Origin of the sequence: Shewanella woodyi ATCC 51908, assembly GCF_000019525.1 — a bacterium.
Taxonomy (GTDB): domain Bacteria; phylum Pseudomonadota; class Gammaproteobacteria; order Enterobacterales; family Shewanellaceae; genus Shewanella; species Shewanella woodyi.
This window is the reverse complement of the sequence record NC_010506.1, coordinates 185,985-200,531: the sequence shown is the minus strand read 5'-3', so window position 1 is coordinate 200,531 and position 14,547 is coordinate 185,985. Positions and strand designations below refer to the sequence as shown.

11 protein-coding genes are annotated in these 14,547 nt (G+C 44.2%); 6 read left to right on the top strand and 5 right to left on the bottom strand.

The annotated features are described in order from the left end of the window. Positions 1–17 precede the first annotated feature (17 nt). Both SWOO_RS00845 and SWOO_RS00840 read left to right on the top strand, forming a co-directional pair. Positions 18–860, top strand: coding sequence for a CheR family methyltransferase (locus tag SWOO_RS00845; protein WP_012322813.1), 843 nt, complete (start codon positions 18–20; stop codon positions 858–860). A gap of 100 nt (positions 861–960) precedes the next feature. After that, complete coding sequence (locus tag SWOO_RS00840; RefSeq protein WP_012322812.1) at positions 961–1,983, top strand: protein-glutamate methylesterase/protein-glutamine glutaminase; 1,023 nt, start codon at positions 961–963, stop codon at positions 1,981–1,983. Between the two features lie 16 nt (positions 1,984–1,999). Here the strand turns inward: SWOO_RS00840 and SWOO_RS00835 are convergent, their stop codons facing one another. Then, positions 2,000–3,028: a polysaccharide deacetylase family protein gene (locus tag SWOO_RS00835; RefSeq protein WP_012322811.1), complete on the bottom strand. Its 1,029-nt coding sequence runs from the start codon at positions 3,026–3,028 to the stop codon at positions 2,000–2,002. A gap of 24 nt (positions 3,029–3,052) precedes the next feature. On the opposite strand from SWOO_RS00835, the gene SWOO_RS00830 reads away from it, so the two are divergent. Continuing rightward, positions 3,053–4,387, top strand: coding sequence for an MATE family efflux transporter (locus SWOO_RS00830; RefSeq protein ID WP_012322810.1), 1,335 nt, complete (start codon positions 3,053–3,055; stop codon positions 4,385–4,387). A gap of 65 nt (positions 4,388–4,452) precedes the next feature. On the opposite strand, the gene nfuA is transcribed toward SWOO_RS00830, so the two are convergent. Further along, the gene (nfuA, locus tag SWOO_RS00825) at positions 4,453–5,031 is read right to left on the bottom strand and encodes a Fe-S biogenesis protein NfuA (RefSeq protein WP_012322809.1); all 579 of its coding nucleotides are present in this window, start codon (positions 5,029–5,031) and stop codon (positions 4,453–4,455) included. A 228-nt stretch (positions 5,032–5,259) separates the two neighbouring features. Here nfuA and SWOO_RS00820 point away from each other — a divergent pair, with 228 nt between their 5' ends. Next, positions 5,260–7,806 (top strand): M14 family zinc carboxypeptidase, encoded by a 2,547-nt coding sequence (locus SWOO_RS00820; RefSeq protein ID WP_012322808.1) that lies wholly within the window; start codon positions 5,260–5,262, stop codon positions 7,804–7,806. A gap of 5 nt (positions 7,807–7,811) precedes the next feature. Here SWOO_RS00820 and SWOO_RS00815 read toward each other — a convergent pair whose 3' ends face one another. Further along, a complete protein-coding gene (locus SWOO_RS00815) occupies positions 7,812–8,570 on the bottom strand; it encodes an amidophosphoribosyltransferase (protein ID WP_041417870.1) in 759 nt (252 codons plus the stop codon). Positions 8,571–8,702: 132 nt separating this feature from the next. Between SWOO_RS00815 and bioH the strand changes: the two genes are divergently transcribed. Then, the gene (bioH, locus tag SWOO_RS00810; protein ID WP_012322806.1) at positions 8,703–9,473 is read left to right on the top strand and encodes a pimeloyl-ACP methyl ester esterase BioH; all 771 of its coding nucleotides are present in this window, start codon (positions 8,703–8,705) and stop codon (positions 9,471–9,473) included. A gap of 65 nt (positions 9,474–9,538) precedes the next feature. Beyond that, positions 9,539–10,048 carry a hypothetical protein gene (locus SWOO_RS00805; RefSeq protein WP_012322805.1) on the top strand — a complete coding sequence of 170 codons (510 nt, stop codon included), beginning with the start codon at positions 9,539–9,541 and terminating at the stop codon, positions 10,046–10,048. Here the strand turns inward: SWOO_RS00805 and SWOO_RS00800 are convergent. Together SWOO_RS00800 and SWOO_RS00795 are read right to left on the bottom strand one after the other, a co-directional pair. Continuing rightward, positions 10,041–12,011 (bottom strand): LTA synthase family protein, encoded by a 1,971-nt coding sequence (locus SWOO_RS00800; protein ID WP_012322804.1) that lies wholly within the window; start codon positions 12,009–12,011, stop codon positions 10,041–10,043. The genes SWOO_RS00805 and SWOO_RS00800 overlap by 8 nt on opposite strands. Positions 12,012–12,191: 180 nt before the next feature. Continuing rightward, positions 12,192–14,540: a Tex family protein gene (locus tag SWOO_RS00795; RefSeq protein WP_041417450.1), complete on the bottom strand. Its 2,349-nt coding sequence runs from the start codon at positions 14,538–14,540 to the stop codon at positions 12,192–12,194. Positions 14,541–14,547: the final 7 nt, after the last annotated feature.

Genomic DNA, 14,547 nt, shown 5'->3' with positions numbered 1-14,547 from the left:
AGGAAAAGGAGTTTTCTATGACGAAGGCAGACTTCGAGTTTATCCGAAGTCTTGCCTACGAAAATACAGGGATAGTATTACCAGAGAGAAAAAAGCACATGGTGTACTCACGACTGAGTCGTCGTCTACGCCAGCTGAATCTAAAAGACTTTACTCAATATTGCTCTTTTGTTTCAAATACTCCCGATGAACGAATTCACTTCATTAATGCATTAACGACTAACTTAACTGCATTTTTTAGAGAGGGGCATCACTTTGACTACTTAGAACAAGTTGTCATTCCAGAATGGCAGAGGAAAAGTAAGAAAAGGCTCAGGGTTTGGTCTTCGGCATGCTCTACGGGAGAGGAGCCCTACAGCATCGCCATGACACTGGAAAAACACTTTCCCATCTCTCAGTGGGATCTAAAAATTCTAGCCACCGATCTCGATACTAATGTGCTAGAAAAAGCTTCGATTGGGAACTACTCCAGAGATTCTGTGACTAACTTGCCAGCACGTTACCTTGATAAATATGTACGCCACACTGCAGATAATCAACATATACAGATGCGGTCCAACATTCAAAAAATGATTCATTTTAAGCAACTTAATTTATTAGAAAAATGGCCAATGAATGGCCCTTTCGATGCCATATTTTGTCGCAACGTACTCATCTATTTTGATAATGAAACAAAACAAAAAATTATCGCAAAATTTAGAAAAATGCTGAGTCCACAGGGATATCTATTTATCGGACACTCGGAAACATTAGTGAACATTTCAGAAGAGTTCGATCTTATAGGGCAAACAATATACAGGCCTTTAGGCCATGGTGGTAAGAAATTGGCTAAACCCAAATTTTCTGCGCACCACCTTTAAAAATATTAAGCCTTGAACATTCTGCACTTAAGATCCAAAAGGAATGGTATTCCTCACACTGGACATTTTGTGCGGCATGGTTCTAAAAAAGGAATATATTATGATAAAAGTCTTAGTCGTTGATGACTCACCATTAGTAAGACAACTACTGACCCACTTACTAAGCGATGCGCCAGATATCAAGGTTGTCGGTACTGCAGAAGATCCCTACGAAGCAAGAGAACAGATAAAAAGGCTGCATCCTGATGTGCTGACTCTGGATATAGAGATGCCAAAAATGGATGGGATCGCTTTTCTTAGAAACCTGATGAAGCTTAAACCTATGCCAGTCATCATGGTCTCAACCCTCACAGAAAAAGGCGCAGCAGTCACCTTAGAAGCATTATCTATCGGCGCTGTAGATTTTATTTTAAAGCCTAAATCTGATCTCACCAGCAGGCTAATGGAGTACAGGGAGGAGCTGATTGAAAAGATTCATTTTGCCTCCAAAAGCACCATTCGGCCATATACTCCAATACCTAAGCCAAGCAGCGACAAACAGAAATCAACCTATTCACGAAATAAGGTGATCGCTATAGGAGCATCAACAGGGGGGACCGAGGCGATTCAACGTTTAATCTGCCAGCTCCCACATGACATATCTCCTATTGTCATCGCCCAGCATATTCCTGCAGCCTTTAGCACCTCATTTGCTAAGCGCCTTAATAGTAATGCAAGCATGACTGTCATTGAAGCTCAGGGAGGAGAGCTATTAAAACCAGGTACAGCCTATTTAGCACCAGGTAGTGCGCACTTGGTGGTAGAAAGAAAGGGGATGTCCCTTTATACCAAACTGCTAGATACAGACCCTGTTAACCGCCATAGACCCTCTGTTGACGTGCTTTTTGATAGTGTTGCAGAGTCGGTAGGCAAATCTGCATTAGGGGTTATTCTCACTGGAATGGGCAAAGATGGCGCCAAAGGCTTACTTAACATGAAAAATCAAGGCTCTTTCACCGTGGCTCAAGATGAAGCCAGTTCTGTCGTTTGGGGAATGCCTGGCGCTGCGGTCGATATTGAAGCTAGCAGTGAGATCCTACATATCGATAGGATCCCACAAAAAATTCTATCTCTATTGAAATAAGCAGATAAAGAGAGTTTTATTCACTGGCACTTCTCACCCAAGCCTGTGAAAACCAATAATAGCCAGTTCTACTTTTACTGGGTACAGTGCAGTTATAACGGGATCTTCCAACTGGAAGATCTAATTCTGCCCTTATACTAAACTCATTCCCACTAAGCCAAAGTGGTGCTTTTGCGCCTTGACCTTGGATATAGCACATCATCTGATGTGGATAGATATCACTGATATCCAAAGTCACTTTTAACTCAGGCCTCCAGTGACCATTTTTCAGCTCAGGATCACTCATATTCTGCGATAAAACCGGCATATTTAAACTGTGTAACTTTACTTTCAAACTAGTTAAATCCGCATAAACTCCGGCAACAGGAAATCGAGGTAAAGCAGTAAGCGATGAGTAGTGTCCCGCAGCCCCAGATTGCTGACCTAAACCAATAAAGCCATGGCGTGCAAGCATTGACTCAATCGCTTGGTTATACTCACCATACGGATAAGCTAGCATCTTATGGTTTTGGCCAGTAGCTAACGCTATCTCCCGCTCCGTCTTTAAAATATTCTCCTCCACTCTAGCAAGCCACTTCTCCTGCGTCTCTCCTTCGAGCTTTCGAATCAAGTGCTCATGAGCCCAACTATGGTTTGCAATTTCGGCCCCCTCCTTCGACAGTAAAACAAGCTCTTCCCAACTCATCATCTCACGATACTTTGCTTTTATCGGCTCAATAGAGACAAATAAGGTGTAGGGAAAACCATATTCCTTTAAAATAGGATGGGCTGTTTTGGCGATACTTCGATAGCCATCATCAAAGGTTATTACCACAGTTTTATCAGGAATCGCCTGCTCTGCCTTTATCGCATCTACAACCTGAGAAAGCGGTTTAACAATAAAATCATTTTCAGCTAAATACTGCATCTGCTCACGAAACTGTTCTGGTGTCACACTAGTAATAGCGGGTGTTGAAGCTGAAACATGGTGATATTGTAAAATCACAGCTGCCTGCGCTGAAAAACAGATCATTGCAGACAGAATTACTAGCATGCTTTTAAACATAAAATATCGAACCTCTGAGATAATATGACCCCTGTTGAACTTCTCTTAAACAGACAGAAAAACAAACAGTTATTGGCACTCGCTCTGCCCATGATATTGTCCAATATCACAGTCCCTTTACTTGGGCTTGTGGACACAGCTGTAGTGGGTCATTTAAGTAATGCCTACTATCTAGGCGGTGTAGCTGTTGGCTCAACTATCATCACACTTATATTGTGGATGCTAGGCTTTTTAAGGATGGCTACAACAGGCTTAGTCGCGCAATCCTTTGGGGCGGGAGACACACAAACCCAATACAAATTGTTACTTCAAGCGGGAAGTTTAGCGCTTATTTTAGGTGTAACTGCGGTAGTACTGCAACTCCCCATTCTCAATGGCGCATTATCACTCACAGATGCCAGTGCTGAGGTCGAACGCTATTGCCGCGAGTATTTCAGTATCAGGATCTGGTCAACCCCATTTGCACTGCTCAATCTGGTTCTTTTGGGCTGGTTACTTGGCAGGCAACAACCTAGAGCCGCAATGTGGCAACTCATTGTCGCTAACTTAGCCAATATAGGGCTCGATGTTCTATTCGTTCTAGGTTTAGGCTGGGGAGTCAAAGGTGCTGCACTCGCTTCAGTTTTTGCCGATATGGCTGGTTTCCTTGTCGCCTTTACCATGGTTTATAAAGAGCTAAATAAAATAGGAAACTTCAAATTTTTAGCGCTATGTAAAGAGCTGAACATCAGCAGTTATCACAAACTACTTACCCTTAATGCTGATATATTTATTCGCAGCTTATGTTTGCAACTATCTTTTGCCTTTATGACATTTCAAGGCGCAGGATTAGGAGATAAAACCGTTGCAGCAAACGCTGTGTTACTGAATCTATTACTGCTTATCTCCTACGCGTTAGATGGTATTGCTTATTATGCTGAAGCGGAAGTTGGCCGCGCTTATGGCCAGAAAAACAGAAAGTTAATGCAAGAGAGTGTCACTTTAGCCTGGCTCTGGTCTGGAATTTCCGCGGTCTTATTCACGCTACTTTTCGCCTTTGGAGGAGAGAGTATCATCAGGCTACTAACCAGTATCGAAGATGTGAGATTAGTCGCTAGTGAGTTTCTTTTCTGGGTGGTACTGCTTCCGCTACTCTCATTTGGCTCCTATCTTTTTGATGGTGTATATATTGGGGCCGCTAAGGGCAAGGTCATGAGAAACAGCATGATAATATCCACATTCGGGATATTTTTCCCCGTATGGTTTCTGCTGCAAGATAACGGCAATCACGCCCTATGGGCAGCCATGAGCGCGTTTATGTTGGCAAGAAGTCTAACGCTAACACTCCACTATCGATACCGCTTAAGTAAAGTTATCTAATTAACGCAACAAAAAAGCGAGTGGACATAATATCCACTCGCTTTTTTATTTATCAAATCCTAAATTTACTGGTACGAGTGATCGCCAGCTTGATGCTCTGTCGCATCTTTAACACCTGTTAGTTCACCAGGGAACATCTCAAGCAGCTGCTTTTCGATACCATCTTTCAGTGTCACATCTACCATAGAGCAGCCGTTACAACCACCACCGAACTGTAGAATAGCAACACCATCCTCAGTGACTTCAAGCAACATGATATTTCCACCATGGCTAGCAAGTTGAGGGTTAATTTCAGACTGGATCACATATTCAATACGTTCATTAAGCGACGCATCTGAAGCGACTTTACGCATTTTTGCATTTGGCGCTTTTAGCGTTAATTGTGAACCAAGCTGATCGGTAACAAAATCGATCGTGGCATCTTCAAGGAAAGGCGCTGATTTCTCATCGACCATGGCATTAAAGCCATTGTATTCTAACTCCATATCGTCGGCCTCAACAGCATCAGGTGGACAATATGAAACCCCACACTCAGCTGTCGCTGTACCAGGGCTAATTACGAATACACGAATATGAGTTCCTTCAGGCTGATCTGCTAATAAGTTAACAAAATGAGCCTGAGCGGCATCGGAAATGGTGATCATTAAGACAAGCTCCGTCAGGTAAAACTTGAGTGTTTTAGTATGGATTGCTCATATGATACTCTGACTGGGTCAAGCTTTGTAGCCCTCAATTAAATTGGTTTACCCTTTTTATTGAAAGAATTACGCTGTAAAGGCCCTCTAGCTTCAACTTATTGTCGATAATATTTATGGATAAAATAGCATCTAAATGCTAATTTAACCTTATATTACAAGTATAAAGATACTCCCATGCTAAGAGCTCTGCTTTATTTTTTTGCGGCCAGCTATCTGTTCGTTACTTTGCCTTCTGCATTTGCAGCTACCACTCAAAATTTGAGCTCAGTCTCAAATTTAACGTCTAGCTCTGGGTTAACGTCACCTGAAGCATTTCTCGGCTACCCATTAGGAAAATGGCATCTACGACACGATCAGATCAACTACTACTTAAAACAGCTCGCCAATGAAAGTGAGAGATTATCCATTGAGCACAGTGGTGAAAGCTTTGAACAGAGACAACAATTAACAGCCGTTATCACATCAAAATCAAATCAAGCGCATTTAGATGAGATCCTTACTCAACGTAAAGAGGCTAAATCAGGCAAAAAGCAGAATGGCCCCCTCATTATCTGGTTGGCATATTCGATACATGGAGATGAAGCCAGCGGGGCTCATACAGCGTTAGCCTTGAGTTATCTACTAGCCAGTAGTAACGACAGCTGGGTAAAACAACTTCTCGATGAGGCGGTTGTGCTTATCACCCCGACCCAAAACCCCGATGGTTTTGATCGCTTCTCTAACTGGACCAATAATTACCGCGGTCAGGTCGATGTTAGTGATCCTCGTCATAAAGAGCATAAACAGAACTGGCCAACAGGAAGAACCAACCACTATTTTGCCGATCTCAACCGTGACTGGCTGTTTCTACGCCATCCTGAGTCTCGTGGTAGAGTTGCACTCTTTCACAAGTGGCAGCCTCATTATGTTGGTGACTTCCATGAGATGAATAGTGATAGCAGCTACTTTTTTCAACCTGGGGTCCCAGAAAGAACCCATCCTTTGACCCCTGAGAAAAACCAACAATTAACGGAAAAACTCGCTCAGTTTCATCGTCAAGCACTCGATAAAGAGGGTCAGGAATACTTCAGCCGCCAAGTATTCGACGATTACTTCTATGGCAAAGGTTCCACATACCCAGATATTAATGGCTCAATCGGTGTGCTATTTGAACAATCAAGTCCTAAGGGTCAAGTTCAAGCCACAGATAATAGTGAATTAACCTTAAATGATGCCATCAACAACCACCTTGCAACGTCTATATCAAGCTTGAAAGGCGCTTTGGCACTCAAAGAACCATTGCTTGATTACCAGAGTCAATTCTATCAAGGCAGAGATAAAGCAAAGCTAAAGGGCCGCCAAGCAGGCTACTTAATTGGTGCAAACGAAAACAGAGCTAGAGTGAAAGATCTAGAAGATCTGCTCAAGCAACACCAGATCACCTTCTACTACCTGACTAAGCCAGTAACTCAAAAAAATAGAGAGTTTGCCGTGAATGGCAGCCTGTTCATACCACTTCACCAAGCACAGAAAAGTTTACTGCTCGCTATGTTTGATAACCGCAAAGAGTTTAACGACCCTACTTTTTATGATGTATCAAGCTGGAACTTAGAGGATGCTTACGATCTGGATATGGCAAGAGGGGTCAAACTCGATATAGATGTGTTATCGACAGAACCACCAGCACTCGACAAATTAACACTCAAGCCAGAAGCTGTTGCACTGCTTATCAACTGGCAACAAGATTCAGCTGCGCTCCTACTTGAGCAGCTCCTTGAGAAAAACATACATGTAAAGTTTGCAGCTAAGCCTTTCAGTGTCCGTGTTAACGGTAAAGAGCAACATTATCCTGCTGGCAGCTTACAAGTCCCGCTCAAGCAGTCGAAAAGCTCCTTTGAGAAACTCAAAAGTATCATCACTCAATTTCAACAAAATCATCCAATCAATATCACTTCGGTTAACACCAGTGCGAGTAGCTCAGGAATCGATTTAGGCAGCCCTGATTTTCACTCAATTAAGCCGGTGAAACCTTTAATTATCACAGGTTATGGCGTTGATGAGTCTGAAGCTGGAGAGCTTTGGTACTACCTAGATACTAAGCTTGGCATACCGACGACCTTAGTTGATGCCACACGCGTGTCTCAAATTCCATTGAGTGAGTATACCCATGTACTACTACCGGGTGGCCACTACTCCTCAATGAATGAAGTGTTTGCAAGAAAACTTGGTCAGTTTGCCAGTAAAGGCGGCGTCGTTATTGCTCAAAAGGGCGCATTAAGTTGGCTTAACAAGAATCACTTACTTAAAGCCGATCTTAAAGAATCTCGGTTTTTTAAGCTGCTTTTTGACAGCAGTGACTTAAGCTTTGGTGACAAAGATACTCTATCGGCTCGTCAATCTATCGGCGGAGCAATACTCGAACTTAAGCTCGATACTAGCCACCCACTTAGCTTTGGTATGCCAGACTCAAAGTTACCGATACTGAAGAATAAAGCCTTAGGATTTGAAGACAGCTCCACACCATTTAGCCAAGTTGCTAAGTACGCACAGAGGCCACTTTTAAGCGGTTACCTTGCCAAGGAGTATCAAAGGAGCCTATCTGAGAGTCCCGCAATATTGGTCGAGCCCAGAGGTAAAGGAGCCGTGGTGCTGTTGGCTGATAATTTGATGTTTAGAAATATCTGGCTAGGTTCAGAGAAAATTTACGCTAACGCGCTCTACTTCATTCCGGCATTGAACTAGTTCAGTCAATCCAGCAGCCCCGGTGCTTCAGCTCTTGCTAAGCACCAGACCTGCACATGGATATGCCGTTTTTCGAGTAAACTGGCTATCTCCTTAGCCGTCGTCCCTGTTGTCACCACATCATCTATTAAAGCGACTCTCTGATAGGGGAGATCATCGGCAAGCCTAAACGCAGATAAGAGATTATGGCGCCTCTGCTTTCCGGTCAATCCAGCTTGGGATCTTGTATCGACAACACGCTCAACAGCATTCGTTACAATGGGAATATTTAGCTGCTTATAAATTTCATTAGCAATCAACCAAGCCTGATTAAAACCTCGCTTTCTTAATCGCTTAGCGTGTAGCGGCACAGGGATCAAAACCTGAGGAAGTTGCAGTAAGCTTAACCTCTCCATCTCTCGAACTCGACAGACTAAAGCTTGAGATAAAATAGGAAGCGCTGCAAATTGAGATTGGTATTTCATCGCCCCAATCCATCGCCCTAACCCTTGATGATAACTACAGGGAGCTATAACGCTCAAAGGTTGACTCTTAGTGCATTGGCCACAAAATTTTGTTTGAACCTGCATTGAGCAACCGCAACCTTGGCAGATAGGTTGGTGATACAGCCCACTGTCTAAGCACGCAGAGCAAAGGCCTCTAGACGGCAGTAAGACGCTTTGATGGCACATCAAGCAGCGATTCGGTAAACTTGCAGAAACCCACTGTATACTCTTAATAAAGACAGATGAAAGCGGCCAGTCTCGAATCAACACAGATTTCATTGAAGAGACACGAAACACAAGCTGGCCCCATAGAGATTCGAGTTCAGCACTCATTTTCTGCTTCATAGGTTCAAACCACCTGTTTTCCAATATAGAGATTAACAACAACTTGAGAATCAGGAAGCCCGCTGAATGAGTTCGAGCTTACACATAGAATCGATTGGCCAAGGTCAAGAGCTGGTCATCCTCCATGGTTGGGGAGTCAATAGTTCGGTCTTCACTCCGCTTCATGCGTCCCTATCTGAGTATAGAGTCCACTATGTCGATCTGCCCGGTTTCGGGCACAGTGACCCAATTGATGGCGATCTAGATGATTGGGTTGATGCCATTATTAATCAACTTCCTAACACAGCTATCTGGATAGGCTGGTCTTTGGGTGGTTTAGTCGCAACTAAGGCGGCCTTAAGATATCCCGAGCAGGTCAGAGGATTAGTCACCATCGCCTCCTCACCCTGTTTTATGGCACGTGAGGATGAGTCTTGGCCAGGGATCCCTCCTCAAGTACTATCGCAGTTCTCAACTCAACTGCAGCAAAATATCGGTAAAACAATCGAGCGCTTTCTCGCGATCCAAGTCATGGGAAGCGCAACAGCAAAAGAGGACATAAAGCAGCTAAAGGAGCTGGTTCTTTCTCGACCTTTACCCAAGAATTCAGCCCTAGCTCAGGGGTTGAAGATGTTGGAAAACATAGACCTTAGAGCTCAACTCCCTCAAATAGAGCAGCCTTGGTTAAGGGTCTGGGGCCGATTAGATGGACTAGTGCCTAGACGCGTCCCACCATTGATGCCTAACCATCAGGCGCATTTTACCGATCTCTTACTCCCAAAAGCTTCACACGCCCCTTTCCTCTCCCACAGGGATGAGTTCCTTACGGGTTTAACAGATTGGTTAAATAAATTTTAAGCCTAGCCACTTTATCTCCGACCTAAACAAGGTTATTATTTAACCAGAGGTCGGAGATAAATATTATGTTAGTCGTCACCAACTACCCCAATGTGCCCATAGCGACAACCAATGCCGCTACCGACGCTGCGCGCACAGATAACCTCCAAAGACCTCCCGTGATCCCGCCACAAGAGATGACCAAAGGTCATGAAGAGCGCCCCTTTACTCCTCAGCATGAACGCACCGCACAGCACGCTGATGTGCTTGCAAGATTAAATGAAAAGAGTCAAGGAAAGCAGCAAGGTACCGGGCAACAGCAAGAGGATACTAAGCAGCAACAGCAGCAAGCACAACCGCAACAGGCCTTAATGGTTAAAGACCTTCTCAAGGGAAAACCAGCTCTGCAAAGGCGAGATATTCGTAATAATCAGTACGAGATGAGCGCAAATAGAAATGAAGGCGGAAAAGAGACAAGAGCACCAGTACTCAATCAGCCTTCAGAAGTTTATCAGATGTTTGGCCAACACATTGAAGCCTTCTACCAGGGGCAGACTGAGCCTGTCACTCAATCTGCAATCTCAGCCTTTATCTGATAGTAACCAGCTCGACGTCATCAGTCGCCACGCGATACAAGCCTTTTTGGTAAGCCATGCTTCCCCATAATGCCCAACTTTTTGCAGCTAGCTTCATCTCATCACTCTGAGGAGACTTCGATAATAACCCTGTTTTTGAGTAGTATTTAAAGCCAGCGGGATCACGATCAGGCTGTAAGATCACGACATCATCACCTCTAAGGTAAGCCATATTCTTATCGTATTGCATCAAGGCACGACCGGGCCAATCTTCACTTGTCTGGGTTAGATCACGACCTAACATAGGGTAGTTACACGATATTCCCATTAAAGAGATCAGGGTGGGTGCTAAGTCTATTTGACTGACTATGCGCTTATCATGCTTTACATCAACTCCCTCTCCCAGAATGATCCCAGGGATCCTAAAACGTGGAATAGGCACTAAACTTGCGCCACCAACTCGGCTGTCGTGGTCGGCAACCACAAGAAAGATGGTATCTTTCCAATAGCTAGATTCTTTAGCCAGTTTAAAGAACTCACCGATGGCATAATCTGCATACTTAGCCGCATTATTACGTGTCTGCTTTGGCTGCTCATACAGTTCAATACGCTCATCTGGAAACTCAAATGGATCATGATTACTCGAACTAAACACTAAGCTAAAGAAAGGCTTGCCCTCCTTGTGGAACTGCTCAAACTCACTGTTAGCTCTTCGCATCAGATCTTCATCTGATACTCCCCAGGAACCGACAAAATTAGGATTTTCATAGTCATTTTCATCGACAATGTCACTAAAACCATTACCTAAGAAAAAGCTCTTCATATTATCGAAATGGCTCTCCCCTCCATAGACAAATTGAGTCTCATAACCATGTTTTTTCAATAAACTAGCAATAGAGAAGAAATCGTTTTGACTCTTACCGAGTTTAACGACAGAGCGAGCTGGTGTTGGGGTAAAACCTGTTACAACCGCTTCAATGCCTCGAACAGAGCGTGTTCCTGTAGCGTAGAGGTTCTCAAATGACCAGCCCTCCTGAGATAAACTGTCTATATTCGGTGTCAAAGGCAACCCACCTAAACTGCCAACAAATTGAGCACCCAAGCTCTCCTGCAAGATGATCACAAGGTTTTTCGGTTTACCTTGGTACGTGGCTTGATTAAACGACATGCTGGGAAACTCTGTAGAGGTAAAGGCTTCAGATAAACGTCCGCTGTCTCGACGTACAGTATCGATAACCACCTGATCATCCAGATGGCCATAAATCTGAGAGGCATTGGCCTCATTCCTCATCTGATCGATAGCAAAAACTAATGAATAAGCTGAATTAATCACTAAGGAGTTCACCAAAGGATCGTCATCGAATGCCACCATGGCAGGGTTTAACGGGCGGTGGCCTAAGGTGGATCTAGCGCCTAGCAAAGTCACAAGAATCACGGCTAACGTAATAACCGGACGCATGAGCAAACGTGGGTAACTTATGTTTTTAAGTAACGTCCCACTCAGTCTCCAGCCTCCCCACAAGGTCAATCCACTAACAAGCATACCTAAGATAAGTTCAAACTTGCGGCCACTCCACAACATGGAGAACACCTCTTTAGGATAGATAAGGTACTCGACATAAAGTCGGTTTGGACGAAACCCATACTCCTCAATAAATGACGGTGTTGATATCTCTAAAAATACAATCAACCACAAGCCCAAGGTTAACCATATTCGTAGAATACTTTTCCAGGTTCGACCAAGAATATGATCACCTGAGAAGATTGCTGTCCCCAATGCAGCAACTCCCCATAACCAACATAAGCTAGCAAAGTCGACTCGCAGACCCTGAATCAAGAGATGAGACCAGCCATCAACCGCAGCGACACGTTCAGCCTGCCATATGCCTAAGCCAATACGACTCAATGTTAGAAACAGTAACGAGATAAAACAGAAGGTGAGAATTGAGCGAAATGGCCCTAAATAAGACAATGAAGTACGCATTTTTAGATGTCCTGAATAGTTTTCGGCTCTCTTTGGAGCCCTAATAGCTATATCAGACACATTTAGAAACATTTAGTTCATACTTTATACCAAAATCCTCATACTTTTTACTTATGTGTTGCCCGTGATACAAAAATGCCGAAGCGTTAGCTTCGGCATTTTTATGCATCCAAACAGTAACTACTTCTTTAGTTTGGCAAAAGCGTCAGCAAAGGCATTGCCCATAGCAGCATTGGCTGGTTGAGGTTTCTGTTTAGCTCGGTTTTGAGGTTTACCGCCCCCATTGTGATTAGGCTTGCCCCCCGTCGTCTTAGAGGTTGTACGATTGGTGGATTTTTCACTAGGCTTCTCGTCGAGACGCATACTCAATGCAATGCGCTTACGCTCAGCGTCCACCTCCATGACTTTCACTTTAACCACGTCACCGGCTTTAACTATGGTATGGGGATCGCTAACAAACTTATCTGTTAACGATGAGATATGTACCAGCCCATCCTGATGAACTCCCACATCCACAAATGCACCAAAATTAGTCACATTTGTCACAACCCCTTCTAAAATCATCTCAGGTTTTAGATCGCTAACCTTCTCAACACCCTCTTTAAACGCAGCAGTCTTAAACTCACCACGTGGATCTCTACCAGGTTTATCTAACTCAGCTAAGATATCTGTCACCGTTGGCAGACCAAACTTGTCAGTAATATAGTCGGCAGCATTGAGGCTTTTAAGCAGCTCACTATTCCCCACCAAGCTATCAAGCGCTTGCCCTTTAGCCGTGGCAATAGCGGTTACCAAAGAGTACGCTTCTGGGTGAACCGATGAGCCATCTAGCGGATTTTTTCCATTCAAAATACGTAAGAAACCTGCCGCTTGCTCATAGGCTTTAGGGCCTAGCCGAGCAACTTTAAGCAACTGTTTGCGCTCAGTAAACTCACCATTGTCATCACGGTAGGTCACGATATTTCTTGCAAGTGTCTTATTAAGACCAGCAACCTGAGCCAGTAATGGCGCAGACGCCATATTTAGATCAACCCCAACACTGTTTACGCAATCTTCAACAACACTCTCAAGAGATAATGAAAGTTGGCTTTGACTGACATCATGCTGATACTGGCCGACCCCGATAGATTTAGGTTCGATCTTAACCAGCTCAGCAAGCGGGTCTTGTAAACGTCGTGCAATCGAAACCGCGCCACGAATAGACACATCTAGATCTGGAAACTCATCGGCAGCAAGCTCAGAAGCAGAGTAAACCGATGCTCCTGCTTCGCTCACCATGATCTTGGTGATCTTAGGCAGTTCATCTCTGACGGCAGCGATAAGTTCACCCGCCAGTTTATCTGTCTCTCTTGACGCCGTGCCATTACCCACAGCTATCAACTCAACTTTATGCATTTTTGCCAAGTTGGCTAAAGTACGAACGGACTTATCCCACTGATTTTGAGGCGCATGAGGGAAAATTGTCGTGTGGGCGACTAACTTGCCCGTATTGTTGACAATCGCAACCTTCACTCCAGTTCTTAGACCAGGATCTAGCCCTAATGTCGCCTTAGCTCCCGCTGGCGGTGCCATCAAGAGATCGCCCAAGTTACGAGCAAATACATTGATTGCTTCAGACTCTGCAAGTTCACGCATCTTAGCTATAAACTCATTCTCCATCTGCAGAGCAATTTTTATGCGCCAAGTTGCTGTAACCACAGTTTTCAGCCAAGCATCGACATCCCCAGCTCCAAGATTAAGCTTAAAATGGTCAGCAATGATCACTTCACAGTAGCTACCACGCTTAGATTCATTGCTGGGATCAGCATTCATGCTCAAACTAAGTACGCCTTCGTTACGGCCCCTAAGCATTGCAAGTGCACGGTGAGATGGGATTTTAGTTAGCTTTTCAGTATGCTCGAAATAGTCACGGAACTTAGCACCTTCCTGCTCTTTACCTTTAGTTACGCGACTTTCTAGCACTGAGTTCTCAGTTAGGTGTCGTCTCACTTTCTGAAGCAGAATCGCATCTTCAGCAAATCTTTCCATCAGGATAAAACGAGCACCATCCAACACTAGCTTAGTATCAGAAAAACCAGCTTCAGCCTGTATGTATTTACCCGCTTCAGCTTCTATGTCGGCGCCTCTATTACCCAGTAGTAGATCGGCTAATGGCTCGATACCCGCTTCAATGGCAATCTGACCTTTAGTACGACGCTTTGGTTTATAGGGCAGATAAAGATCTTCCAGAAGCGTCTTGCTATCAGCATCAAACAGGGATTTTCTCAACTCAGGAGTTAACTTACCTTGAGCATCGATACTCGACAGAATCACTTCTCGCCTATCATTAAGATCACGCAGGTAACTCAAGCGACTATTTAAAGTACGTAGCTGAGTATCATCAAGCCCCCCTGTCGCCTCTTTACGGTAACGGGCAACAAATGGGACCGTAGAACCATCATCTAAAAGAGCGATAGTGGCGGAGACCTGTTGCTCACGAACATTGAGTTCTTGAGCTATGATTTGGGCGATATTTTGCGTCATTTGCATAGGAAGT

Coding starts and splice junctions, on each gene's coding strand:
- SWOO_RS00845 (WP_012322813.1), top strand. CDS start 18: ATGACGAAGGCAGACTTCGAGTTTATCCGAAGTCTTGCCTACGAAAAT.
- SWOO_RS00840 (WP_012322812.1), top strand. CDS start 961: ATGATAAAAGTCTTAGTCGTTGATGACTCACCATTAGTAAGACAACTA.
- SWOO_RS00835 (WP_012322811.1), bottom strand. CDS start 3,028: ATGTTTAAAAGCATGCTAGTAATTCTGTCTGCAATGATCTGTTTTTCA.
- SWOO_RS00830 (WP_012322810.1), top strand. CDS start 3,053: ATGACCCCTGTTGAACTTCTCTTAAACAGACAGAAAAACAAACAGTTA.
- nfuA (WP_012322809.1), bottom strand. CDS start 5,031: ATGATCACCATTTCCGATGCCGCTCAGGCTCATTTTGTTAACTTATTA.
- SWOO_RS00820 (WP_012322808.1), top strand. CDS start 5,260: ATGCTAAGAGCTCTGCTTTATTTTTTTGCGGCCAGCTATCTGTTCGTT.
- SWOO_RS00815 (WP_041417870.1), bottom strand. CDS start 8,570: ATGAAATCTGTGTTGATTCGAGACTGGCCGCTTTCATCTGTCTTTATT.
- bioH (WP_012322806.1), top strand. CDS start 8,703: ATGAGTTCGAGCTTACACATAGAATCGATTGGCCAAGGTCAAGAGCTG.
- SWOO_RS00805 (WP_012322805.1), top strand. CDS start 9,539: ATGTTAGTCGTCACCAACTACCCCAATGTGCCCATAGCGACAACCAAT.
- SWOO_RS00800 (WP_012322804.1), bottom strand. CDS start 12,011: ATGCGTACTTCATTGTCTTATTTAGGGCCATTTCGCTCAATTCTCACC.
- SWOO_RS00795 (WP_041417450.1), bottom strand. CDS start 14,540: ATGCAAATGACGCAAAATATCGCCCAAATCATAGCTCAAGAACTCAAT.